At 50.9% G+C, this 22,977-nt stretch carries 25 protein-coding genes; 14 read left to right on the top strand and 11 right to left on the bottom strand.

Going from position 1 to position 22,977, the window contains the following annotated elements; translation table 11 throughout:
- The 9 genes from HG1285_RS19675 to HG1285_RS09750 form a co-directional block, all read left to right on the top strand.
- Positions 1–1,014: hypothetical protein (locus HG1285_RS19675; protein WP_008287395.1), on the top strand; the 1,014-nt coding region annotated here is incomplete at its 5' end.
- A gap of 365 nt (positions 1,015–1,379) precedes the next feature.
- Positions 1,380–3,119: a choice-of-anchor Q domain-containing protein gene (locus tag HG1285_RS09730; protein WP_008287394.1), complete on the top strand. Its 1,740-nt coding sequence runs from the start codon at positions 1,380–1,382 to the stop codon at positions 3,117–3,119.
- Positions 3,120–3,131: 12 nt separating this feature from the next.
- Entirely contained in the window at positions 3,132–5,936 is a 2,805-nt protein-coding gene (locus HG1285_RS18775) for a thrombospondin type 3 repeat-containing protein (RefSeq protein WP_008287393.1), read from the top strand.
- Between the two features lie 71 nt (positions 5,937–6,007).
- Entirely contained in the window at positions 6,008–6,568 is a 561-nt protein-coding gene (locus HG1285_RS18770) for a TetR/AcrR family transcriptional regulator (RefSeq protein ID WP_008287392.1), read from the top strand.
- Complete coding sequence (locus HG1285_RS09735; protein ID WP_008287391.1) at positions 6,529–7,806, top strand: TolC family protein; 1,278 nt, start codon at positions 6,529–6,531, stop codon at positions 7,804–7,806. Before HG1285_RS18770 ends, HG1285_RS09735 begins: the two co-directional genes overlap by 40 nt.
- The gene (locus tag HG1285_RS09740; RefSeq protein WP_008287390.1) at positions 7,796–8,884 is read left to right on the top strand and encodes an HlyD family secretion protein; all 1,089 of its coding nucleotides are present in this window, start codon (positions 7,796–7,798) and stop codon (positions 8,882–8,884) included. The genes HG1285_RS09735 and HG1285_RS09740 overlap by 11 nt, the downstream gene beginning before the upstream one ends.
- Positions 8,885–8,928: 44 nt before the next feature.
- Positions 8,929–9,882 (top strand): nitroreductase family protein, encoded by a 954-nt coding sequence (locus HG1285_RS17380; protein ID WP_008287389.1) that lies wholly within the window; start codon positions 8,929–8,931, stop codon positions 9,880–9,882.
- A gap of 37 nt (positions 9,883–9,919) precedes the next feature.
- On the top strand, positions 9,920–10,285 hold the full coding sequence (locus HG1285_RS09745; protein ID WP_008287388.1) for a histidine triad nucleotide-binding protein: 366 nt from the start codon (positions 9,920–9,922) through the stop codon (positions 10,283–10,285).
- Between the two features lie 3 nt (positions 10,286–10,288).
- The gene (locus HG1285_RS09750) at positions 10,289–11,236 is read left to right on the top strand and encodes a bifunctional riboflavin kinase/FAD synthetase (RefSeq protein WP_008287387.1); all 948 of its coding nucleotides are present in this window, start codon (positions 10,289–10,291) and stop codon (positions 11,234–11,236) included.
- Here the strand turns inward: HG1285_RS09750 and HG1285_RS09755 are convergent.
- Complete coding sequence (locus HG1285_RS09755; protein ID WP_008287386.1) at positions 11,200–11,505, bottom strand: hypothetical protein; 306 nt, start codon at positions 11,503–11,505, stop codon at positions 11,200–11,202. The two genes, HG1285_RS09750 and HG1285_RS09755, sit on opposite strands and share 37 nt — an antisense overlap.
- 58 nt (positions 11,506–11,563) lie before the next feature.
- Here HG1285_RS09755 and HG1285_RS09760 point away from each other — a divergent pair, with 58 nt between their 5' ends.
- Genes HG1285_RS09760 through HG1285_RS09780 form a run of 5 tightly spaced genes read left to right on the top strand, consistent with a single transcriptional unit; the run spans position 11,564 to position 13,181 of the window.
- Positions 11,564–11,806 carry a sulfurtransferase TusA family protein gene (locus HG1285_RS09760; RefSeq protein ID WP_008287384.1) on the top strand — a complete coding sequence of 81 codons (243 nt, stop codon included), beginning with the start codon at positions 11,564–11,566 and terminating at the stop codon, positions 11,804–11,806.
- A complete protein-coding gene (locus tag HG1285_RS09765) occupies positions 11,803–12,108 on the top strand; it encodes a DsrE family protein (protein WP_008287383.1) in 306 nt (101 codons plus the stop codon). Before HG1285_RS09760 ends, HG1285_RS09765 begins: the two co-directional genes overlap by 4 nt.
- Positions 12,109–12,118: 10 nt before the next feature.
- A complete protein-coding gene (locus tag HG1285_RS09770; protein ID WP_008287382.1) occupies positions 12,119–12,460 on the top strand; it encodes a DsrE family protein in 342 nt (113 codons plus the stop codon).
- The gene (locus tag HG1285_RS09775; protein WP_008287381.1) at positions 12,454–12,693 is read left to right on the top strand and encodes a sulfurtransferase TusB; all 240 of its coding nucleotides are present in this window, start codon (positions 12,454–12,456) and stop codon (positions 12,691–12,693) included. Before HG1285_RS09770 ends, HG1285_RS09775 begins: the two co-directional genes overlap by 7 nt.
- Positions 12,690–13,181 (top strand): 6-carboxytetrahydropterin synthase, encoded by a 492-nt coding sequence (locus tag HG1285_RS09780; RefSeq protein ID WP_008287380.1) that lies wholly within the window; start codon positions 12,690–12,692, stop codon positions 13,179–13,181. Before HG1285_RS09775 ends, HG1285_RS09780 begins: the two co-directional genes overlap by 4 nt.
- Here HG1285_RS09780 and HG1285_RS09785 read toward each other — a convergent pair.
- From HG1285_RS09785 to HG1285_RS09830, 10 genes are all read right to left on the bottom strand, one after another.
- On the bottom strand, positions 13,156–13,809 hold the full coding sequence (locus tag HG1285_RS09785; protein ID WP_008287379.1) for an endonuclease III domain-containing protein: 654 nt from the start codon (positions 13,807–13,809) through the stop codon (positions 13,156–13,158). The genes HG1285_RS09780 and HG1285_RS09785 overlap by 26 nt on opposite strands.
- Complete coding sequence (locus tag HG1285_RS09790) at positions 13,790–14,116, bottom strand: DUF190 domain-containing protein (protein WP_008287378.1); 327 nt, start codon at positions 14,114–14,116, stop codon at positions 13,790–13,792. Before HG1285_RS09790 ends, HG1285_RS09785 begins: the two co-directional genes overlap by 20 nt.
- Positions 14,113–17,181, bottom strand: a complete 3,069-nt coding sequence (locus HG1285_RS09795; RefSeq protein WP_008287377.1) for a DUF2309 domain-containing protein — start codon at positions 17,179–17,181, stop codon at positions 14,113–14,115. Before HG1285_RS09795 ends, HG1285_RS09790 begins: the two co-directional genes overlap by 4 nt.
- On the bottom strand, positions 17,178–17,927 hold the full coding sequence (locus HG1285_RS09800; RefSeq protein WP_008287375.1) for a hypothetical protein: 750 nt from the start codon (positions 17,925–17,927) through the stop codon (positions 17,178–17,180). Before HG1285_RS09800 ends, HG1285_RS09795 begins: the two co-directional genes overlap by 4 nt.
- The gene (locus tag HG1285_RS09805; protein ID WP_008287374.1) at positions 17,918–19,567 is read right to left on the bottom strand and encodes an NADH-quinone oxidoreductase subunit L; all 1,650 of its coding nucleotides are present in this window, start codon (positions 19,565–19,567) and stop codon (positions 17,918–17,920) included. Before HG1285_RS09805 ends, HG1285_RS09800 begins: the two co-directional genes overlap by 10 nt.
- A gap of 19 nt (positions 19,568–19,586) precedes the next feature.
- Positions 19,587–19,895: a hypothetical protein gene (locus tag HG1285_RS09810; RefSeq protein WP_008287373.1), complete on the bottom strand. Its 309-nt coding sequence runs from the start codon at positions 19,893–19,895 to the stop codon at positions 19,587–19,589.
- A 93-nt stretch (positions 19,896–19,988) separates the two neighbouring features.
- Positions 19,989–20,213 carry a hypothetical protein gene (locus HG1285_RS09815; RefSeq protein ID WP_008287372.1) on the bottom strand — a complete coding sequence of 75 codons (225 nt, stop codon included), beginning with the start codon at positions 20,211–20,213 and terminating at the stop codon, positions 19,989–19,991.
- Between the two features lie 11 nt (positions 20,214–20,224).
- Positions 20,225–20,914: a 2-oxoacid:acceptor oxidoreductase family protein gene (locus HG1285_RS09820; RefSeq protein WP_008287371.1), complete on the bottom strand. Its 690-nt coding sequence runs from the start codon at positions 20,912–20,914 to the stop codon at positions 20,225–20,227.
- Entirely contained in the window at positions 20,911–21,780 is an 870-nt protein-coding gene (locus HG1285_RS09825; protein WP_008287370.1) for a thiamine pyrophosphate-dependent enzyme, read from the bottom strand. Before HG1285_RS09825 ends, HG1285_RS09820 begins: the two co-directional genes overlap by 4 nt.
- A 23-nt stretch (positions 21,781–21,803) precedes the next feature.
- The gene (locus HG1285_RS09830) at positions 21,804–22,970 is read right to left on the bottom strand and encodes a transketolase C-terminal domain-containing protein (RefSeq protein WP_008287369.1); all 1,167 of its coding nucleotides are present in this window, start codon (positions 22,968–22,970) and stop codon (positions 21,804–21,806) included.
- Between the last annotated feature and the right edge of the window lie 7 nt (positions 22,971–22,977).

Genomic DNA, 22,977 nt, shown 5'->3' with positions numbered 1-22,977 from the left:
AAGGCAGACCTTCAGTTAAGCGTGCCATTCTCAAGGATATACGCAAAAGGTTCCATATCTAAGATACTTAAGTGGGGATGGCAGGGTGACTTCAAGCCTGGTGCTCTGTCTATGGTGGATAGCTTTATAATCCTTGATTTTGCTAAGGAAGTCAAACTTTACGCTGGTGGTATAAAGGTTCCCTTTGAACTTCACTCTGGAATACAGTCTGGATGGTCATATGTAATGCCTAATGGACCAGCCTATGGGTCGGTAGTTAAGTTGTTCAGTAACCCCTTCAGTGCTGAGAAGCTTCCTGGTTCCGGCTCACGTTCTCCTCAAGTCGGTGTATGGGGTAAGATCGCGGCTGGTATGTTGAAATACTACCTCTATATGGTTGACGGATCTGATAGAACAAGCACTAAGGACATAAAAACTGGATACGGTGTAAGAATTGAATTTGCTCCTACTATGGCAGGATATAAGGGACATCCGGGCTATGTCCTTAAGGAAACATATCTGGGTAAACAGAATACCTTGTCGTTAGGGCTTTCTTACGCAACACAGAAAATGGGAGGGGGATATACTTACAAAATTAAGGACGCAGCTGGTAATACAATAGCTAATGCGGCAGTTGACAAGATGAGCGCTTGGGCAGTAGACCTTCTATGGGAACAGAACATGGGGGCTGTGACTCCGAACATATCCCTCGGCTATATGAACAAGAAGTTTGAGTGGACTACTGGAGGTGATGATAAGCAGAAAGGACTTATAGTTCAGGGACAGCTACTTCTTAATCAGAAGACTATACTGGGTAAACCTGCTGTAGGTGCAAGATATATGCAGACGGATGCTTCCGACGGTAGTGACGACAAGGAATCTGTAATAGGAGTGGTTGGGCAGCTTTATGTAAAGGGCGTGGGTAACAGAATAGCCCTTTCTGTTGATAGGGTGAAATTCGATAATGGTTTAGTTGGTACTGGAGCCAAAGACTCCTATACTGATGTCACCCTCGCACTCTGGTACAACTTCTAACTCCTAACCCACGCAATCCCAAGCCCCGCTTTGAGCGGGGCTTTTTTATTTCTATCTGAGTTTTTATCGCGTTTAAGTGTAAAAGTCTTTAACATAGTGTAAATTGTTTTTACAGCATATAAAAGCTATTGAGAGTCATATATTTGCGTCCTTTTTAGTGTTTTGAATGTAAAAATATTTTACACATCTGCTTGAACTTGTCAAAAGGCTATGACTGGCGAGTGTATGTGTGATAATTACCTTAACAATAAAGACTTGAAAGGTATATTAATTGCAGTAATTGAATAAGCAAAGGGTTTTTAGGACCCTGGGGAGACATCACCACCTTCTCTCTAAGAATCCTTTAAACCCAAGGGAGGAAAGATATGCAATACGGCAAACTCAGTTTAATTCTCGGCAGTGCTCTTTTCTGCACGGGGCTTTCCATGTCAGCGGACTTTTACGTTGCTCCAAGTGCCCAGGGAACGGGAGACTGCTCCTCTCAGGCAAATGCTTGCGAATTTTCAACAGCTCTGAGTAATGTGGGAAATAACGGTGAGGCGGACACCATATTCGTGAGTGGGGGAACCTACGAGCTTACCAGCACACTCCAGTTGCATCTTTATGACAACAAACCCCTCACCATCAAAGCTCTTGACCCCTACAACAAGCCCGTACTTGACGGAGACCCCGACAACGACCCTTCTACGAGCAATAGTGTTCAGGTGATGTTGATATCTACAGATATTGTTTCAGTTATAGACACGGATGTGATCATAACGATAGAAAATCTGATTTTCCAGAACGGAGGCACAGATAAGCATGGAGGCGGTTTGTATATACCAGTGCAATCAGCAGAGGTAAACATAGAAGGATGTGAGTTCAAGAACAACGAGGCAAGCGTTGGCTCAAATACTTGGGACGGAGGCGGATTGTATATATTCACACGTAAGAATAGCAAAATAAAGGTTAGCAATTCGTATTTTATAGGTAATAAAACTGGTAACGGTGGTGGTGGAGCATTTATAACATGTGCCGGCACGTGCGATAACCCGGTAACAGTTGAAAACAACGTGTTTAAAGAAAACTCAACGCGGGATTTTGCCGGCGGTCTGAGGATTTCTAGCTTTAAAGGTGCGGTAAGTGTAGTAAACAATGTTTTTTATAAAAACAGCTCAGAGGGTATAGGTGGTTTGAGTGCTGATGGAAAAGAGGTTTTACTGCTGAACAACACCTTTTCTGAGAACACGGACAATGGAGCTGGGCTTTCGGGTGGTGGTGCTGTTATCTTTTTGGTGGAAGATACAGACAAGGCGTATATATACAACAACGTGTTCTGGAATAATACCACTGCAGACCCTTATGGGGACGACCTTTCCATTTACAACGATCAGAATAGCAACGGAACGGGTTCACCTGTTGAGCTCAAGAACAACATATTCTCTGGAAATGCGAAGTTTAATGAAGCTTCTGATAGCAACCCGGGTAATGGAAGGTTGGAGTCGGGAGATCTATACATAAGAAATACAGACAGCTACACCCAGTCAGGGAACACCAACGGAGATCCCCAATTCGTTGATCAGGCTAATGGAGACCTGAGGCTTTCCGATGGATCCCCAGCCATGGACACCGGGACGGACGCCCTACCCACGGGCTACAGCCTGCCCACCACAGACATAAACGGGAACGACAGGGCAATTGATGGAGACGGAGACGGGACAGCCACGGTTGATATGGGGGCATACGAGTTCGGTATGACGCTTACAATTACCAAGTCCGGTAGCGGTTCGGGTGATGTGACGAGCAATCCCAACACGGTGGACTGCGGTAGCACCTGTTCAAAGAAGGTAGGCAAGAACCTGAATGTCACACTGACCGCAACGCCCGATTCGGGTTCCCAGTTCAGCACCTGGGAGGGAGACTGCTCTTCCTGCGGAAACAATACAGACTGCACCATAACCCTTGACGCTAATAAAAGCTGTAATGCGGTGTTTGCCCTTGTCTCCGGAGGCACTGGCGGAGGCGGAGGAGGAGGAGGAGGTTGTTCTTCCTCTCCCGTAAGCTCTCTGCCTGTGTGGTCTCTGGTGCCGGTACTAATGTTCTTGAGAAGGTTACTGAGGAGATAAGGAGGGGGTATTGTGAAAGTTGATAGATTTCTGTTCGGAACCGCTGTGGTTTTTGTGTCGCTCCTCCTTGGCTGTGGAGGCGGAGGAGGTGGAGGTGACTCCACCAGGGCTGTGTTCTCGGACACTCCCCAGATACAGGGGTTGAAGGAGATAAGAAAGGAGTCAAAGGACAGTTTCAGGGTAAAGATGAGGGGAGATATGCCCCTTTTCGTCCGGATGAACGTCAGGGTGCCCGACAGCGTTGGCACAGACCCAATAGACCAGACCTTTTACTTCTTGGACAGGTTCAAGGAAGTTTACGGGTTCTCAAGCCCTGAGAAGGAGCTGTACCTGGGCAGGGTCAAAGAAGTCTTCGGAATTAAAAAGGTCTTCTTAAAGCAGAAGTACAAGGAAGTTCCCATCTTCGGAGCCGGTCTGACGCTGGACATAAACAACAACATGGTTGTGGCGTCAATAGGGAAATGGGTGCCAAACATGGATAAGTACAGGATAGACACCAAACCTAAAATAGACAAACTCACAGCCATTCAAAGAGCCCTGAAAGACCCGGATATAGTTGGAGCCAAACTCGGAGCAAGACCCAAGCTTATGATACTGGAACGATCCCTCTACTCCCCGAAAAAGCAGATGAGACCCCTGCTCGTGTGGCACCTGACGGTAAGCGGTAAGAGTAAGGCAACTGGCAAGCAGAGAGATTGGAGAATTTTCGTTGACGCGCATACGGGAAAGGTAGTGGACAAGATATCCCTTTCCAAAGACCTGGAGTTTGAGATTATAGACCTGCAAAACTCCGATCCCCTTGTGTGCTGGCCTGCTGACCCGGGCACAGTCCTCTGTGACGAGAACACAACCAGCGGGAACTGTAGTAATTCCACCGGCATCAGCGGTGTTGCAAACAGGATGTATTCCTATGTCGTGGATACCTATAACTTCTTTAAGAATAACTTTGACTGGACTTCATACGACAACAACGACGACATAATACTCGCCTACATAAGGTGGTCTGTGGATAACGCCGGATATAATCGTTGTGCTTTTGGCAACAACCTTTTCTTGTTTGGATTACGCTGGGACATCCTGGACTTCGTAGGACATGAGTTCACCCACGGTGTAACGGATTACACTGCTGAGCTTGTGTATGAATTCCAGTCGGGAGCTTTAAATGAAAGCTTTTCAGACGTGTTTGCGCAGTTCATAAAAAGGGAAGTTACCGGCACCACCGACTGGAAAATGAACTTGAGTGATGGTTCTACACTTAGAGACTTGGCAAATCCGCCAGCATTTGGAGACCCGGACAGCATCTCAAGCCCTTCATACCAGTCCTGCTCTGACTGTGATTGCGATGATAGCAATGACAATTGCTGGGTTCACACCAACAGCAGTATTCCTAACAAGGTAGCTTACCTAATAACTGAAGGAGGAATTCACAACGGATACTCTATATCGGGGCTTGGCTTTGAGAGGGCAAAGTGGTTTTACTTTCTCCTTCTATACCTTTACCTTGACTCCACAAGTGACTTTGAGTACACTGCACTTGATGCCGTTTACCTCGCCGAGACTATCAGGGATACGACCGGACCCCTTGCCTTCCCACGCTTCACCGACCAGCACGTATGTGATGTCAGGAACGCCTGGGCTTCCGTAGGCGTCATAGACGGCGATGCTGACTGCGATGGAATACCAGATACCGAAGAGGTGGATGCGGACAACGACGGAATACCCGATGCTGAAGACAACTGTCCTTTAGCGTTCAACCCCGACCAGAAGAATACGGATAAGGCTATAAGGGACACTTTTGATTATTATGGGGATACGTCTATACCTGTGAGAGTAGATAATCTTGGTGATGCCTGCGACCCGGACATGGACGGTGATGGAGTCCTGGATGTGAATGACAACTGTTTAATTCAGGAAAGTAGATATGGTTTGCATATCTACAGCCGCAACCCAGTACAAACGGACTCTGACGGTGATGGTGTGGGAGATAGGTGTGAAGATGTTGATGGTGATGGATGGTATTTCTTTGAAAGCCCTATCCTTACCATAACTGCTTTTACTTCACTAAACGATAACTGTCCAAACGATTATAACCCTTATCAAAGGGATACAGACGGTGATAATAAAGGAGACGCCTGCGATTCAGATATAGATGGAGACGGAATCCTCAACACAAACGACCTCTGTCCAAGCTATGCCAGCTCTAACAATGCGGACACCGACGGTGATGGCGTGGGCGATGTTTGTGATAACTGCCTTAACACTTCCAACGCTGACCAGAGGGATGCCGATGGAGATGGTGTGGGTGACGTGTGTGATAACGACAGGGATGGAGACGGAGTGGACAACGCATACGACGCGTGCCCGGATAAGTACGGAACGGGAATACAGGTAAGCGGTAGCAACAATACTATATGTAACGAAGACTACAGTCCCTTCATAAGCGGGCAGTGGGTTACCATAGATGTCTTGACAGCAGAAACTCTCAGGGTACCCGTAAACCCCTGTGGTACAGGAGGTTGTCCTAACTGGATACCGGACAACTACAAGTTCACCGTCAAGGTGAGGTCTTCTACCGGAAACGTGTACTTCAAAGTCACGAACGATGAGGGTAAGAAGGCAAGGTCTGGAGCTTTTACTGGGTACGACCAGCAGCAGAACCTTGTCTTTGATAGTACCTTTAAGGTAAGTCCCGAGGCTTATTTTAAAGCGCCCTCTGCAAAGGCAGCCTCATCGCACATGAAGTACTTTTTAGATATATCGCCCGCCCCAAACGCAAACCTGTCTTCAGTGGAAGTATGTGTAGGTAGCTGTCAGTAACATCACCCCGCCGCAGGCGGGGTCTTTAGGTTATAGATAATGCTGTTGTCCCTGTGTTATATTACTAACTGATGGGTCAGTCAGCAGTCCAGGACACCAAGAATAGACTCATAGAGGCAGGCAAGAGGGTCATCTTCAGAAAAGGCTTCCATCGGGCGAGGGTCTCGGACATAACCTCCGAAGCTGGATTAGCCCACGGAACCTTTTACCTATACTTTCCTACGAAGGATGCCTTTCTCCTTGAGCTCTTGAAGTCTGTTCGTGATGAAATCCTGAACCTTGATAGCAAGGGGATAGGGCTTATATCCGAGGGCAGGGTTGAGGAGGGCAAGGAGCTCGTTTTCATAAAGGGCTTTGAGCTTATGGTGAGGGAGAAGGAGCTCGCCAAGATACTCTTCTTTGAGGCGGTGGGTACCAGCAGAACCTTCCAAGACTTCTACGCCCAGAGCAAGGAGCTCTTCAGACAGAACCTATCCAGAACCCTTGAGTTGCTTGGGTTTGAGAAACCTGACCTTTATGCAGAGATCCTCCTAGGAACCGCGAGGCATCTGATTGAGGAGCTGATACTTAAGGACAGGGAGGTTGTCGGTGTATGGAAAGAGGTCTTAAGGGAGCTTGGAGTTTACTCCTGATCCTTTTTACCCTATCCTTCTCTATTTCCCTTCAGGAGGCGGAAGAGCTCGTAAGTAAGAACTTCTACGAGCTTCGCCTTGAGAGGCTTGAGGTTAAGAAGAAGGAGCAGGAGCGTCTGGAAAGGTTCGGTCGTTTCCTTCCTGCGTTGAACTTTGAGGCTTCCTTCAACCTGTCCAAGAAGCAGAGCTTCACCCTCAGCGTCCCTCCAGCACCGCCCCGGGAATTCGTCTTCCAGAAGGGAAGCTACCCGAAGTTTACCCTTCATATGACGCAGGAGATTTACAACCTGCGGAACTTCAGGGAGTACGAGATAGCGAAGGAGTCCGAAGAGCTTCAGAGGTTTATGGTCAAGGAAAAAGAGAATAAAGCTCTCTACGAACTGCGTGAGGCTTACGTAAACGCCTTAAAGGCTAAGGCTGTGGTTGAGATATACGAGAAGCACGAGAAGATGGTGCAGGCTCATCTTAAGGACGTCAGGGCTCTCTACGAGGAGGGCATAGTTGCCTTCAAGGACGTGCTTGAAACTAAGGTTAAGCTCTACGAGGTCAGGGAAAAGCTCACGAGAGCGAGGGCAGACTTTAACAAGTCCCTCAACTACCTATCCTACCTCACGGGCGTTGATGTGAAGGAAGTTAAGCCGCTGGATTCTTACACCTTCCCTTTTTCAGGGTATTCCAGAGAGGAGCTCGTTGAAGTGCTTTCAGAGCGTAGACCCTTGCTCAGGTTCCTCAGAGGAAGTCTTGCCCTTTCGGATAAGTACGTCGCACTTGCGAGGAGCGCCTTTTACCCGGTGGCGGTTGTTGAAGCTGTTTACCAGAGGACGGAGGAGTCCGACCTATTTCCCAAGGACAGGTATCTGGTTAGTTTTGCCTTCAGGTGGAACTTGTTCAGCGGCCTCAGGAGGTTCAGATCTCTTGAGCTCAGCAGGATAGCTAAAAGGCAGGCTGATGAGAGATACAGAGACACCTTAGAGAAGCTCAAGCTGGAGCTGTACAGCGTTCTGGAGGACATAAAGTCGGCTGAAGCCAAGGTAGAGCTTGCAACTCAGCAGTTACAGGATGCAAAGGAGCACCTGAGGATAGCGGAGGAAAAGTTCAAAGCTGGTCTCGGGACTAACACGGAGGTACTTGACGCTCAGAGCTACCTGATATCCGCTGAGAACACCCTGAGGATAAACAGGTACGACCTTCTCCTCAAGCGCTTCAAGCTGTTAGAGGTGGTGGGCTATGAAAGGTAGAAAGCTCGTAGGTCTCGGTGTGCTCGCCGTCCTGCTTGTGGTTTCCATAGTTCTGGGCGGCAGGTGGGTTCACTACAGGCTCACACACGCCATTACCAACGCCGTCTTCGTGGAGAGTGATACCTTTACCAAGGTAGCCTTCAAGAGGGTGGCTGGGAGGATAGAGGAGCTTTACAGAGAGGAAGGAGACAGGGTCAGGAAGGGGGAACCCCTCGCCAAGCTTGAAGACCAAGATTACAGGTTGAAGCTCAGGGAGCTCAGAAACCAGATAGGCAGGCTTGATAAGGAGATAGAAGCCCTCATCCTGAAGGCGAAGTTCCTCAGGGAGGAGATAGGAAAGAGTATTGAGGTCGTGGAGAAGGAGGCGAGGGCTATACAGGAGAAGATAGAGTCCCTCAGGGTCAAGGTTGGACTCTTGGAGAAGGACAGAGAGCGTTTCAGGAAACTCTTCTCAAAGGGGGTTGTCCCTTCAAGGAAGTTTGAGGACGTAGACACTGCGCTGCGCTCCCTTAAGAGGGAGATAGAATCGCTCAAGGCGAAGAGATCGGCTGTGCTCGCCAGAAAAGGTGTTCTCAGGGCGAAGCTTAAGCAGGTTGGGGAGATAGATAAGAGGATAGAAGCCCTTAAGAGACAGAAAAGGGCTTTAAAGAGTAAGGAAGAAGACCTTGAAAACCTGCTGCAGGAGACCGTGCTCAGAAGCCCCGTAGAGGGCTACGTGGTTAAGAGGTTCGTGAGTGAGGGCGAGGTTGTCAGGCAGGGACAGTTCATATACGCCGTTTACGACCCAACCGACCTGTACATACTCGTCCTGCTTGAGGAAACCAAGCTCCGGGGAGTCAGGGAGGGAAACGATGTTATTATCAGTATAGACGCCCTGCCGGGCGTGAAGTACAGAGGGAAGGTAAAGGAGATAAACAGGGCAACGGCTGCAAAGTTCGCCGTCATACCCCGTGATATAACCGCCGGCGAGTTCACGAAGGTCGCCCAGAGGATACCCATTAAGGTTGAGATAACGGAGGGAGACAAGAGCCTCCTCAGGGTCGGGATGGGGGGGGAGGTCGCCATTGAAAAGCGTTAGCTCCCCCGTCAGGGCTTATTATTAATTGTATAGGAGGTAAAACCATGGGAGACGAAAAGAGGGGACTAAGGGAGGAAGCACGGGAGCTATTCAAGCTCTTCTTTGAGAAGTCAAAGGACGTCCAGAAGGCTACCGCCCAGACCATAAAGGAGATAACCGACAAGACCCTCAAGGAGGTTCAGCCCTCCAAGGAGAAGGTCAAGGAGATCACCGAGGGGATACTTGAGGGCATACAGGACACGAGGAAGGAGGTCGGCGGGAGGCTGGAGGGTGTTATAAAGACCCTGCAGGAGCTTACGGAAAGAGCAACCTCAACCGTAAGAGAGGTAATTACCGGTGTGGTGGAAGGTGTGGAGGAGGTGAGCGAGAAGGAGAAGAGGGAGGAATGCCTCAAGTACATAAAGGAGAGGAGGTCTGTAACCTTCTTTGATCCGGACAGGGAGGTGCCCGACGAAGTCCTCAAGGATATACTTAACATCGCTGCCCTTGCTCCATCGGGATACAACCTCCAGCCCTGGGAAGTCATAGTCGTTAAGAGTAGGGACAAGAAGAAAAAGCTCAGGGAGATATGCTACAACCAGGAAAAGGTTGAGGAGGCGAGCGCCAACATAGTAATTATCGCAAATACGAACGCTGCGGAGGAACACGTTGACAGGGTTCTGGACAGTTGGGTTGAGCTGGGATACATAAAGGAGGAGGAAAGGGATTCTCTCAGAGAGACCATACTTGCCGGTTGGAAGAGCCCTGAGCGCAGGAAGAGGAAGGCTATAAGGGACTCAGCCCTCTTCGCGATGAGTGTAATGATAGTGGCTCGCTACTTCGGTCTTGAGACTCACCCCATGGAGGGTTTTGATGAGGCAAAGCTCAAGAGATTTCTCGGCATAGGCAGGGGGAAGCTCGTTCCCCTCATAGTGGCGATAGGCTACAGGCACCCCGAGAAGGAGCTCCTCCCCAGGGCTTACAGGTTCAAGTTTGAGGAGTTCGGGAAGATAGTGTGATACGTGAACCCTGCGATCCTGATGTTAAAATAGAGTCATGCAGGAAAGGGACTGTATCTTCTGCAAGATAGTAAGGGGAGAGATCCCCTCAAAAAAGGTTTACGAAGACGATCAGGTTTACGCCTTCCACGACATAAACCCCGTTGCTCCCGTCCACGTCCTCATAATACCCAAGAAGCACATATTCGGAATTCAGCACCTTGAACCGGAGGACGAATGCCTCGTGGGACATATGTTCACGGTCGCCAGAGAGATAGCCCAAGAGCTGGGGGTCGCCCCCGATGAGGAGTTGAACGGTGGATACAGGCTCGTCTTCAACGTTGGTAAGGACGCCGGGCAGACCGTGTTCCACCTCCACCTGCACCTCATAGGCGGAAGGTCTATGGGTTGGCCTCCCGGGTAAGGTATGAAACCCTTCTTCCTTAAGCTCTCGGACAAGAGATGTCCTATAAAGGTCGATCAGCTTGAGAGAATTTCCGAAGAGACAGCCCTCATAGTGGGGAACTTTGACGGGGTTCACCTCGGTCACAGGTATCTCGTGAGCACGCTTAAGGAAAGAGCCAGAGAGAGGGGCTTGAAGACCATGGTGGTTACCTTCTGCCCTCACCCCCTAAAGGTTCTTGCCCCACGCCTCTTCCTCTGCGAGCTATCAACGGCGGAGGAGAAGATGGAGCTCCTCAGGGGTGATATAGACTACCTCTGCTTTATAAGGTTTGACAGGGAATTCTCTCAGATGAGCGCGAAGGACTTCCTTGAGGAGATCATACACAGGAGGCTCGGTTGTAGGTATCTGCTGGTAGGCTACGACTGGAGGTTCGGTTACAGGAGGGAGGGAGAGATAGAGCTCGCCAGAGAGATAGGAGAGAAACTCGGCTTTGAGGTTGAGCTCGCCACACCCTTTAAGAAGAACGGGCACATAGTAAGCAGCACCCTCGTCAGAAGGCTGCTCGGCGAGGCGAGGCTCAGGGAAGCTGAGGAGTTCCTGGGTCGTAGGTACTGGATAAGGAGAAGGGTTGTGAAGGGTGACGGCAGAGGTTCAAGGATAGGATTTCCCACCGCAAACCTTAAGGACACGGAGAACCTCTGCCTCAAGGAGGGCGTTTACGCCGTGCTGGTTGATGATCGGCTCCCTGCGGTGGCTAACCTTGGCTACAGACCTACCTTTGACGGTAAGAAGAAAGTTCTTGAGGTTCACATTCCGGGGTTTTCCGGAGACCTGAAGGGCAAGAGCATAAAGGTGGATTTCGTAGAGTTCCTTAGGGAGGAGAGGAAGTTCTCTGGTGTTGAGGAGCTGAAGGCACAGATAGAGAAGGACATTCAGTCGGCTTTGGCTGTGGCTTCTTCCCTCTCGTAGTTCACCCTTACCTCACCGTTCCTGAGGAGGACGAAGCTCTTCTCCAGCCTGTCCCTTATACCCTTCTTGTTAGCCAGGAAGTTCTCCAGCCCCTTGGGCTCGTTGTGCGCCTTGAGGAGGTGTTCTCTGACCTCGCCGTTGTCAAAGTGTATCTTTACCCGCAGGCAGTAGAATTTGGCGTCTTCAGCCCTGTGGCACCTCTCTATCTCACCGACCACATCTATCTTAACGCTGCGGGCGATTATGTCTTCCTTCTTAACCCCCGTCATGGCTCTCTATTATATGCCATATCAAAGGAGGAAAAATGAATTATATTATTTACCTACCATGCAGGAGATAAAGGCGGACAGAGAACTTGACATAAGGGGTGAGGTGTGCCCCTTCACCTTCGTGAAGAGCAAGCTCGTCCTTGAACAGATGAAGGAGGGAGAGACCCTCCGGGTGCTCATAGATTACGAGCCTTCTGCCGAGAACGTCCCCAAGAGCATGAGGGAAGAAGGGCAGGAGGTGATCGCTGTGAACAAGATAGGAGACAATCTCTGGGAGATCATAGTAAGAAAGAGGAGATGAAAGTCCTTATAGTTATCACGAGCGTTCCCTTTGCCAAGGACTACAGCACGATAACCAACCTGATAAAGAAGCTCAGAGATAGAGGTCACGAGGTATCTGTATTCCTCTCGGGTAACGGTTCCTACTATCTGATAAGACCCGACGCCTCGTCGTTCGCGGAGCTCGGCGTGAGAGTTTACTTCTGTGCCCACTCCGCCCATCAGAGGGGCGTTGAAAAGCTACCGAGCTGGGCTGAAAGTAGCTCAACCTACAACCTTTCGCGCATGATGGGAGAGGTTGACAAGGTTATAGTCTTTAATTGAAGGTGAAAGCATGAGAGCTGTGTTTATACTCAAGGGAGATCCGTTCTCCTGGAAGGCACACGAAGCTTTCAGGATCGCCATAGCGGTCGGCATGAACCACGAACTCACCTTCGTCTTCATAAGGGACGGCGTTTACACCCTTACCAGATGGTCTCCAGAAGACCTCGGTGTGGAGAGCTTTGAGAAGTTCTACGAGATGCTGGAGCACGTTAACATAGAGCTCGTGGTTGAGGACGCTTCCATGCAGGAGAGAGGTCTTAAAGAGACGGACTTCGTCCGTGAGGTAAGGGTCAAGTCCGCCGAGGAGATAAGCGAGCTCATAAGCTCAGCGGAGGTGGTCTACGTATGGTGAATACCCTCTGGCTCGTCAGGAAGCTGGGTGATTTCTCCTCCGAGTTACTATCCGACGACGACATCGTCGTTCTGATACAGGACGGAGTGCTCCGCTGGCCCACCCGCAAGGGCTGGTTCGTCTGTAAGGAGGACGCCCTCGCGAGGGGCTTGAGGGTTCCAGAAGATATAATGAAGAGCTACGACGAGATAGTTGACCTCGTAGAAAAGGCTAACAGGGTGGTGGTCTGGTGAAGTGGGAAATTTCAAAGACGTTCAGATTTGAGGCGGGGCACAGGGTCTGGAAGCAGAACCTTACCTACGGTAGAGGTGCCGAGTTCACCAGGGGTGAAGTTCCCCAGAACAAGTGTGTAAACCTGCACGGGCACAGCTATATCCTTGAGGTAACTGTGGGCTCTGACACCCTCAGCGAGCAGGACATGGTCATGGACTTCTACCACATAAAGAACGCCCTCAAGGGGCTCATAGACACCATAGACCACAGCTTCATAATAGACACCGGTGACCCTATGTATGAAGAGCTCAGGGAGGTGGCGGAGAAGTTCGGTGCAATGAAGGTCTTTCCCGTTGATTTCTGCCCCACCGCGGAAGCCCTCGCCAAGTTCTTCTACGACTTCCTCACGGAGAAGCTCAAGGAGGCAGGACTTCTGGGCGAGGTCAGGGTTGTCAAGGTAGTCCTCTGGGAGACGGCTACCTCTAAGGCTGAGTACAGAGGTGGTTGATGGGACATTTATCACACGCAGGCTTCTTTCTGCAGAAGCGCTTCGCGTGCTCGTCCAGCAGAGCGTGAAACTCTTTGTACAGCTTTATATCCTTTGGTAGGTTATCTTCAAACCACCTCCTTAGCCCCTCGTAGCTTCCCTCTATACCGAAGACCCTCTTCACTATCCTCTTGGTGTAGGCATCTATAACGAAGAAGGGTCTGTTCCCGGCATAGAGCAACACCGCGTCAGCGGTCTCTCTGCCAACACCCTTTATATCCAGCAGCTCTTCCCTGCTTATCTTCTCCACCGACGAGACGGGGTTCAGGAACTCAGCCACGTTCTTCAGCCTCTCAGCCTTCTGTCTGTAATAGCCTGAAGGTCTTATCAACTCCTGGAGCTTGCCCACAGGGGTCTTCAGTATTCCTTCAAAGCTCAGGAGCTTTGCTCTCTTGAGGTTATCTAATGCCCTCTCCACGTTTTTCCAGGCTGTGTTCTGGGTGAGAATGGCTCCTATGACGATCTCTTCCCTGGGGTCGCTCCCCATTTCCCTGTGGTATCTGAGGTCAACAGGCCACCAGTTCTGCTCTCCGTAAGCGTTAAGGAGGGTCTCGTAAACCTCAAGGAGCTCACTTCTTGAACTTCTCAAGCCTGCTCACCTGAACGTCCGACACGAACACCACACCTGAGTGCTTGTTGAGGAAGGGACGGAGTCCCTCAAGGAATATGCCCACCTTCTCCTCGGACATGACGCTGATAACCATCACGAGAACCTCTTCCTCGTTGAAGAGCAGGTGCCCTTCGTGAAAGCCATGACTTCCCTTGCCGGATAGGTTGTGGACTATCGTGTAGCCCGGAACGCCTGCCCTCTCAAGGAGTTCCGTTACGAACTCAAGGTATTCCCCTTCAATGATGACCTCCACCTTCTTCATGGTGTAAAGGTTTAGGTTTTTCATACCCTGACCTCCTCCACTCTCTTAACGACCTTCCACTCGCCTTCCTCATAGAGGTAGAACACGCCTTCCTCTGGGTCTAAGACCACCATGTTTATCCACCCGTTGTGAACGAGCTCTCTCACCTTCCTGACACCCTTCAGGGCGAGCTTGACCATGTTGAGGGGAGCTTCCACAATTGTTATGAGCCTCACCGGCTTGTGGAAGGGTCTTCTCCCTTTAAGGACTGTCTGAGCTGGGAGCCCCGTTCTCAGGTCGCTGAAGTTACCCGACATCACACCGAACCTTCCCACGACGTTGTGATAGACTTTACTCCCGCTACCGAAGCTCTCGTTGTCCACCGTAGAGAAGTAGTGTTCCATGTTTATCCACTCGCCGACCACGAGGGGACCCGAGAGGATCGTCTCAAGAAGGAGACCCTTCGGGTCTTTCTTCCAGTCGTAAGAGTGCAGGAAAACCTTTCCCTCAAGGTCAAGCTCCTGGGTCAGGCACCTCCTTCCCACCACGAAGGCGTAGTTGCCCGATAACCCCCACTCGGGTCTGACCTGAGTCCAGTCCGTAGAGTTCCTCTTTACGACTTTAAAGGCTTTCTCTTCGTTACCGCAGTCTCCCCCGAGCTCTCTGCATCTCTCCAGAGCGGTCTTCTTACCTGCGAGCACGAGGTCTTCCTTCACCTTCTTGAGGAAGGGTGTATGGGTCGCGGGGACTTCCTCTAGGTCAAAGAATTCAACCTCATCGGTCGTGGTGTTGTGTTCCCACGCCACGAAGTAGGTGTCGTCGGGTATGTCTATGCCTCTGCTTCTCAGCCTCTCCCTTACCTCCCTCTTGTTGGCTATCTTCGCGAAGACCTTTGCGTTCACGGCTCCGTGGTCGCCTCCACATGCCCCGCAGTCAAGGGCGGACTCGTAGGGGTTGTTGTCGGACTTGCTGCCGTGCCCGATGACGAGGACGAGCTTGCCGAAGTTCTCGGTGAGCCCTATGGACTTAAGGGCTTTTTCTACGAAGAACACCTGTTCTTCAAGTGTGAACCCTATCTTGGCGAGCTGCTCTATCTGTATCCTCGTGAAGCCCCTCTCTATCCTGTACTTCTTCCTGAGAGCTTCCACGAAGTTTCCAACCCTTTCCCTCTCAACCCCGAGCTCGGAGGCCAGCTCCGGCTTCAATTCTTCCTCCTCCAGAGCGACCTTCCTGAGGTGTTCAATGACTTCCTCTCTGGGAGGAGACACCTTCAGCTCTTCCCGGAGCGCCCTGAGTACGATCTCACGCTGGAGTATGCCTATAACCTCAAGGGTATACTCCTTTGAGGGCTTGTCAATCATGAGTTTAGAAGGGGGCTTTCCCTCTGACAGTTTCTCCCTGAACTTTCCGTAGCTCCCGGGGAACAGGGTCTTACCCACCATGTCAAACCCGAAGAGCAGGCCTATGGCTTCAACGGTTATGTACGGCGTGAACACGTTGTGCTTGAGGTCGTGTACTATCTCCTTGAGTACTTCTAAGAGGCTCTCCCGCTCTTCCTCAAGCTCCCTGCGCAGCTCAAGAACCACGTTTTTGGGCTTTATGAGGACGGGACACAGGTAGGTCTCGTGCCCCTTGCCCAGCTCTATGAAGCTGAGGGGTATGCCAAAGAAGCCCGCTATACCGAAGGTCTCGTACTCACCTACCGACTCAAGGTTTCTCCTGAATCTTTCCGAACGCACGTCTATACAGAAGAGAGCCTGCGCGAGAGGTCTGCTACCCTTTTCTACGCCCGCCTTTATCTCCGACAGAAGCCTCTCTATCACCGTGAGCTCATGGGCTCTGAGCCATAGGTAGCCTTCCTCTTTCTCAAACTCTTTAAGAAGCTCCAGTAACTCTGCAAGCCTGTCCCCTCCCATCAACAGCAGGTCTTTCCTCTCGTATCCTGCCGTCTCCCACACCTTCAGCAGGTAAGAGGACACGTTCAACCTTTTTACCCTCTCCCTCTCAGCCTTAAATCTCTCAAGCAGAGGTTCAACGTTACCCCTCTCAAGGGAGTCTTCTATCTCTTCGGCAAGGGTGGGTGGGCAGAGCCCCTTGAAGAACTCGTAACGGAGAACAGCCTCCTCGGGATTTTTAAGGACGAACTCCTTCAGCTCGGGCAACGTGGCTCCCACCGGAAGCCTCTTCTCTTCCCTCTTCAAAAGCGAGAGGCTGAGCAGGAGACGCACCGCGATGTAATCCACTGGATCTGCGGGGTGTTTCTGCTGCCAGTAATACTCCTTAGCGTTCGCCCTCCACCTTATAAAGCCAGCCCACCCGTGGAGCTTTGAGAGCTCAGCGGTTATGTACTCCTCCCAAAGGTTCTCGTCCACTCCGAGGGCTTTTAAGATGAAGACCACAGCCTCTTCGGGCTCTTCGCACTCCCTTACAACGTCTTCAACCCCGCAACACCCCTTGAGGGTGTACCTCTTGTTCCTCAGAGCTATCTCCTTCCAAGCTCTGTATAGACCCCTTTCCCTGTTGGGCATTCCCCAGACTGACTGCCCTTCATCAAGGAACTCCTCGCACACCTTTATTACCAGCTCGTTGAGCTTATCCCCTATGCGTGTGCCGAATAGGGAATCAACGACATCGTAAACGGTGAGCTCCGAACCGATTCTATCGGCTATCCTATGTGCCGCCTTTACTACATCTGAGTCAACCTTGAGCCTTTCCGACAGCCTTTCAGCCTCGGGGCAGCAGCAGTTTACATAGGCGTTTCCGTAAATTTTCAGACCTTCTCCCTCGGTCATCAGTCTGAACAGGAGCTCCTCCGCGTTAACGCCCTCTATATCTCTTCCCTTTAAAAATTTCCTGATAGAACTTCTTAAGTGTTCCTCCTTCACATCACCCTCTTTAAAGAGCCCTATGTAATGCTCTCTCTCTAAAAAGGGTTTTGCGTGGAATAGCTTACGCCCCTTTTCAACAGCTTCCCTGAAGTCTAATTCCTCCAGACCGTAAAGGGGGTTGTGGTGTATAAAGTTGCGCATAGGCCAGAAGAAAGGTATGGCTTCCGCTGCGACAGTTATAAGGCTCCTTACGAAGAGCTTCTTTCCCGTGTCCAGTCTCATAACAGAACCTCCAGGAAGGCGAAGCCAAGCATCAGGGACGCCACGGATAGGACTGCCATGAGCAACGCGGTTCTACGATCAACGTCTTCGTAAAACAGGTTTTCTTTAGGCTCGCCGGTAATGACCTGAGCCAGCAGTCTAACACCGCTCCATCCCCACAAGAACCATATCACAGCGAGGGCTACAAACTCATAGGGAGAAAGGAGTAGAGATGCCGTGACCGCCTTGAAGAACACGGGTGCCGTAGGCATAGCTATGGAGGTGAGCATGGACAGGGCTGTGAACAGACACAGAATGGGTGAGGCTGAGCCAACTCCCCTTAATACGCTCCTGTGGGTTGAGCCGAACACAGACTCAAGGGAATTCAGAACCAAGTTCAGGGCTGTGAAGGGAAGCACCATACCCACGACGAACACGAGGTTTATCTCCGCCCTGCTGAGGAATACCCAGATCAGGGAGAACACCGATACGTAGTGATAAACAGCCCAGCGGCTAAGGCTTCCCGCTGACAAGGACTTCAGGGCGTAGAGTGCAGAGGAGAACAGTCCGAGAGCTAAAGCCCAGCCCGGCAGGAGGGGTTTACCTGCTCCGGCGTAGAGTATAAATCCTGCTATCGGCAGGGCTATGAAGAGCAATCCTCTCAGCTTTCTGAATCTCTGGAGGAGAAAGCTCGCCGGCAGACTCAGGGGAAAGGTGGGAAAGAGCACGCCCATAAGAAGGATGAGGATAAGGGTGGCTACATCCATCTCATACCCCTGTTGATCCATCCTGAGAGCTCACTCAGCTTCCTCCCTATAGCCTCGTACAGGTCGGGTATGTACAGCTCCCTTGACAGGTGAGTGTAGAGCGTTATGTACATGTCTCTGAACCTTGAGGTCACCACGTCTCTGTTCTGATTTGCGTAGTAAACAAAGAGCCATCCGAGTATAACCACTAAGGTCAGCAGGAGTATCTGCGCCTCAAAGACCTCAGGGTGAATACCTGCGTTCTCGTAAATTCTGTCAACCAGCTCTCTGTCCGGATAAAGGAACTTTTCAAAGGAGTGACCTATTACGACATATCCGAGCACCACGACGCTGAAGGAGAGTATAACGAACATCAGGAGCTTGTAAACGCTCCTCGCCCCCAGCTTGTATATGCTGAATATGGTCTGAGCACCGGTGACCCAGCCAAAGAACAGAAGTATTATCGCCCCCTGATACTTGAAGACCTCAACCCCAACCACGAGGTGGGCGAGTATAACTATGGCGAGAGGGACGAGGACGGTGATGAGGGCAAAGACTACCCAGGGAACTTTCGTGGGCGGGAGTTCCCTCTTTACGAAGAAGCTGTAAACTTCGTTTTCGGGTATGTTGGGATCCTTTCTTGCCTCGTGGATCACGCTACCAGAACCCATGAAGAGCGTTGCCTTGAATATACCATGGGCTATGAGGTGGTAAACCGCGAGGGCGAAAGCTCCTACTCCGCACTCCATTATCATGTAACCCATCTGCCCCACCGTTGAGTAGCCGAGAGCCCTCTTTATGTCGTTCTGCATCAGCATGAGCGTTGAACCAAGGATCGCCGTTATCAAGCCAACCCAGAAGGCTAAGTGAAGCCCCACCTCAGCGTTGTAGAATACAGGTGCGAACCTGTTTATCAGAAAGCCACCCGCGTTGACTATTCCCGCGTGCATAAGGGCTGATACGGGAGTGGGTCCCCCCATGGTGTAGGGTAGCCACACGTGCAGAGGGAACTGTGCAGACTTGGCGAAGGCGCTGAGAACTATGAGCACGCCTATGAACTCAATCCCGGGGACGGGTTCAGGGGACATGAGTTTTGCGCTGAGCTCTCCTATATCAAAGGTTCCTGTGCTCTTGTATAACAGGACGAAGGCGAGGAGTAGGGGTATGTCCCCAGCCCTGTGAGCTAAAAAGGTCCATAGGGCGAACCTTGATGAGTCCTCACTCCTCAGGTTGTGGGAAAGCAAGAAGTACAGGAAAACCCCAACGAGGTGCCACCCTGTAAAAAGGATCAGTAAGTTTCCCGCAAGGACTGTGATGTATATGGAGAATGTGGTCAGGTCTAACAGGGAGAAGAAGCGGGCGTAGCCCTCGTCGTCCTGCATGTACCTTACGGAGTAGGCGTGGACGATGAAGCTTATAGCGCTCACGGCGATAGCCATAACGACGCTCAGAGCGTCTATACGGAAGCTCAGGAACTCCGACACGTACAGTGTGGTTGCTCCGTTACTCAAATACTCGTAAAGAAGGTAAAGGGACAGAAGTAGAGAGGTAAAACTGAAGCCGATACTTATACGGTAAGCCTTCTTTTCCTCACCTCTGCCGAGGGTGTAAACCAGCAGTGAAGATATAAAGGGCAGTACGACTACCAGGAAGGCAGGCATAGCAAGGCTGTTTTATCTTTTACTCGCCGCCGTATTCCACGCTGTCTATCTCTTCCATAAACTGTTCTATCATAAAGGTCACGTACTCTTTAAGCTCATCAACGCTCTTGTTCCAGTTATCGGGAGCTATCTCTATGTCCTTCTCGTGGACGTCGTGCTCTTCGGTTATATACCTTACCTTTATGTAGGGATAGGGTTTGTCCAGCTCGCAGCTCTCACCCTCTTCTACCTCTTTAAAGCACACCTCTATGTCTATGTCGGGGTTGACCATGACATCCTTGAGTTCCTTGGCAAGCTCCGCGAATTTGTCCTTTAGCTCTTTGTCCATACTAAACCTCCACCGTTTTGGTATATGTTAGAACACACTGAACCCAAAGTAAAGGTTGATAAGCACCCGCCTTTACGGCGGGTAGTGAAGGTATCAGTCCCCTGTCTTCACCATAACCATCTCTATGCAGTGCCTCTTCAACAGGTCAGAGCAAACGTAGACGCATATCTCACAGCCCTTGCACCTGTCAGCCCACACCCAGGCGGTATGGTCACTCGCCTTGTAGTTCAGACAGTTTGGCTCAGGACAGAACAGGACGCACTGCTTACAGTTGTACTTGGCGCACTCCTTTTCGTGTACCTCCGCTACAAAATACATTTACAACCTCCTCAGGTAGCTACTTTCTCCTCTTCCTCCTCCACCCACTTGTTATCCTCTGCGAGCTTGAGTGTATGCTTTATGACTTCCATATTCTTTGCGAGAAGCTCCTGCTTCTTCTTAAACTTCTTCTCTATAGCAGAGTCAAGGGCGGTTGTACCACCTGAGGCTACGAAGCTTCCACCGAGGAACCTTTCAACGAGGGCTTTCTCTATGTGCTCAAGGTTGACGAGCTTTGTAATACCGAAGAAGAGCCCTATCATAGCCATGTTGGTAGCGAGCTCGGTTCCCGCTATATCCCTCGCTATCTGGGTTGCGGGTATCATGAATATCTTGGCGTTCAGGTCTTCAAGCACCTTTTTGTCCTCGTCGGGAATTATATCAACGTCCGTGTTTATTATCACCATTCCATTCTGCTTCAAACCGGTGTAAAAGGGCATCGTGTAGGACTTACCGTGGGTTATAACCTGAGGGTGGTAGATCATTATCACGTTGGGATAAACGACCTCTCCAACCTCGTATATGGGCTGGTCTGACGCCCTGACGTAAGCCTCAACGGGAGCCATCCTCTTCTCAGAACCGAAGAAGGGCACCAGAGAAGCGTACTTACCGGCTGCGGACATGGCGTTACCGAGGATATGGGCGGAGGTAACGACCCCCTGCCCACCGACACCAGCTATCCTTATGTTGTATCTCTTCATGACTTGACCTCCTCCTTCTGCTTCTTCTCTATCTCGGTGAGGTACTCCTTAACCTCGTCGGTCATCCACTCGTAGAACTTGAAGTCCTTCTTCTCCCTGTCCCTTGCGTCAGCGAGGACTTCTCTCGTGGGTATGGAGTACTCAATGTTACAGGAGGTATAGGCGTGTATGAAGGTTGGACCGAACTCCCTTGCGGCGAGTATCGCCCTTCTTATAACCTTAGCTATCCTCTTGGGATTTGTGGGGGATATTCTTGCGACGTAAACGCAGCCGGCAGTTTGGGCGAGCTCAACCGCGTTTATCTTGTCAAACTGCTTGCCCTTGGGAGCCATCTTCAGCTGTATCCCCTTGGGGGACATTCCGCTCTCCTGACCACCGGTGTTACCGTAAACCTCGTTGTCCACCATTATGGTGGTGAACTTCTCCCTTCTGAACCAGGAGTGCATGGTCATTCCAAAGCCTATGTCCATCAGTCCACCGTCACCTGCTATGGTTACCACGTCCTTAACTTTGTCGGGGAACCTTATGGAGAGAGCCCTCTTGAGTCCAGAGGCAACTGCGTTGGTGTCTCCGTAGTTTCCGTATATGAAGGGAACGGCAGCCTGAGATAGGGCGAGCCTTGCACATCCAGCCGTACCGAGAACTATGGTGTCCTCAGGGTTGGGAAGGGCAGCGTAGAACACCCTTATGAAGTATGCCATGTAACATCCGGCACACATGGGGTGCTCTTCAACGAGCTCCTTAAACTGCCCCATCTGCATGACATCCATCTGCTTTCCAAACTGCCCGTACTCTACGAGGTCAACGTAGTCTCTGGGCATGTATTTCTCAAAACCCGGTGAGATCTTTACGTACTCAAGTCCCATGATACACCTCCTTAAAATGGGATTTATGCGAGCGTCTTCTCCTTCTTTATGCCAAGCACCTTATATATCTCGTCCATTATAAGCTCAACGGGGAGGGTCATGCCTCCGTAAACCCTCGGTCCGTCCACAACTATACCGCTGTTGGGTATGACCGCCTTAACCTCCTTGGCGAGCCACCCAACGATGTTGTGCTCGGGAACGATAACCGCCTTGGCGTTCTTGAGGGCTTCCCTTATCTCCTTCTCGGGGAAGGGTCTCAGCGACTTAACCTTTATGAGACCTACGTTCAGTCCTTCCTGTTCGGCGTACCTCTGAGCTTCCCTTCCCTGGGCGGCAGCACATCCGCTCGCAACTATGAATACGTCCGCATCTGGGTTTACGACCTCAATGGGTCCACCGAGGTAGTGGTATATCCACTTCATAGCCCTCTTGTTGGCAGACCAAACTTCCTGCTGCCATACGGCGTGTATCAGATAGCTCATGAAGTTGGACTTCTGGACGGGAGCGTCCCTCTGTATCCTCGCAGGGGGTATCTCACAGTCGGTTGGGGGAACGGGTGCCTTGTAGGGGTCTCTGGGCGGTAGCTTCATGTCTTCAGGAGGAAGCTCAACGTACCCCTTGGCGTGGGTCACGAAGAAGCCCTCCGTTGCCACCACCACGGGAAGGTAAACGTCCACCTTCTCGGATATGGGAAATCCTGCAAGGGTGAAGTCAAAAACGTCCTGCTGGTTCTCGGCGTGGAGAACCACGAGACCCGAGTGTAGCAGGTAAGCTATCTCAACGTTGTCGGGCTGTATAGAAAGAGGCGCATTGACAACCCTCGTCATTATGCCCAGCACCACTGGTATCCTGTGTCCGGGCCATGAGACGATAGCCTCCAGACCTCTGAGGAGACCAGGTCCTGAGGTTGCGGAGTAAGCCCTCGCGCCACCTCTGACCGCTCCGGCTATGGCGGACATGGCACCGTACTCTTCCTCAGCCCTGTAGTAGTCCTTTATGTAACCCTGGGCAAAGAGGTCACCGACAAGGTGCATGGTCTCTGACTGGGGGGTTATTGGGTAAGCTATGGCTATATCAACGTTTGCCCTTTTAACAGCCTCTGCAAAGGCTTGAGAGCCTGTTATAAACTTCCTCTCCCTCGGAGCTTCCAGAAGAAGGTGCTCCGGTTCAACTACCTTCTGCTCAGGCATATTACAC

The sequence above is a fragment of the Hydrogenivirga sp. 128-5-R1-1 genome (assembly GCF_000171895.1).
The sequence above is the reverse complement of the archived record's forward strand: the minus strand, read 5'-3'. Positions and strand labels throughout refer to the sequence as shown.

Bases quoted from the DNA above. Each gene is read 5' to 3' on its own strand.
- HG1285_RS09730 (WP_008287394.1), top strand. From the start codon at position 1,380: ATGCAATACGGCAAACTCAGTTTAATTCTCGGCAGTGCTCTTTTCTGC.
- HG1285_RS18770 (WP_008287392.1), top strand. From the start codon at position 6,008: ATGGGTCAGTCAGCAGTCCAGGACACCAAGAATAGACTCATAGAGGCA.
- HG1285_RS09735 (WP_008287391.1), top strand. From the start codon at position 6,529: ATGGAAAGAGGTCTTAAGGGAGCTTGGAGTTTACTCCTGATCCTTTTT.
- HG1285_RS09740 (WP_008287390.1), top strand. From the start codon at position 7,796: ATGAAAGGTAGAAAGCTCGTAGGTCTCGGTGTGCTCGCCGTCCTGCTT.
- HG1285_RS17380 (WP_008287389.1), top strand. From the start codon at position 8,929: ATGGGAGACGAAAAGAGGGGACTAAGGGAGGAAGCACGGGAGCTATTC.
- HG1285_RS09745 (WP_008287388.1), top strand. From the start codon at position 9,920: ATGCAGGAAAGGGACTGTATCTTCTGCAAGATAGTAAGGGGAGAGATC.
- HG1285_RS09750 (WP_008287387.1), top strand. From the start codon at position 10,289: ATGAAACCCTTCTTCCTTAAGCTCTCGGACAAGAGATGTCCTATAAAG.
- HG1285_RS09755 (WP_008287386.1), bottom strand. From the start codon at position 11,505: ATGACGGGGGTTAAGAAGGAAGACATAATCGCCCGCAGCGTTAAGATA.
- HG1285_RS09760 (WP_008287384.1), top strand. From the start codon at position 11,564: ATGCAGGAGATAAAGGCGGACAGAGAACTTGACATAAGGGGTGAGGTG.
- HG1285_RS09765 (WP_008287383.1), top strand. From the start codon at position 11,803: ATGAAAGTCCTTATAGTTATCACGAGCGTTCCCTTTGCCAAGGACTAC.
- HG1285_RS09770 (WP_008287382.1), top strand. From the start codon at position 12,119: ATGAGAGCTGTGTTTATACTCAAGGGAGATCCGTTCTCCTGGAAGGCA.
- HG1285_RS09775 (WP_008287381.1), top strand. From the start codon at position 12,454: ATGGTGAATACCCTCTGGCTCGTCAGGAAGCTGGGTGATTTCTCCTCC.
- HG1285_RS09790 (WP_008287378.1), bottom strand. From the start codon at position 14,116: ATGAAAAACCTAAACCTTTACACCATGAAGAAGGTGGAGGTCATCATT.
- HG1285_RS09795 (WP_008287377.1), bottom strand. From the start codon at position 17,181: ATGAGACTGGACACGGGAAAGAAGCTCTTCGTAAGGAGCCTTATAACT.
- HG1285_RS09800 (WP_008287375.1), bottom strand. From the start codon at position 17,927: ATGGATGTAGCCACCCTTATCCTCATCCTTCTTATGGGCGTGCTCTTT.
- HG1285_RS09805 (WP_008287374.1), bottom strand. From the start codon at position 19,567: ATGCCTGCCTTCCTGGTAGTCGTACTGCCCTTTATATCTTCACTGCTG.
- HG1285_RS09810 (WP_008287373.1), bottom strand. From the start codon at position 19,895: ATGGACAAAGAGCTAAAGGACAAATTCGCGGAGCTTGCCAAGGAACTC.
- HG1285_RS09815 (WP_008287372.1), bottom strand. From the start codon at position 20,213: ATGTATTTTGTAGCGGAGGTACACGAAAAGGAGTGCGCCAAGTACAAC.
- HG1285_RS09820 (WP_008287371.1), bottom strand. From the start codon at position 20,914: ATGAAGAGATACAACATAAGGATAGCTGGTGTCGGTGGGCAGGGGGTC.
- HG1285_RS09825 (WP_008287370.1), bottom strand. From the start codon at position 21,780: ATGGGACTTGAGTACGTAAAGATCTCACCGGGTTTTGAGAAATACATG.
- HG1285_RS09830 (WP_008287369.1), bottom strand. From the start codon at position 22,970: ATGCCTGAGCAGAAGGTAGTTGAACCGGAGCACCTTCTTCTGGAAGCT.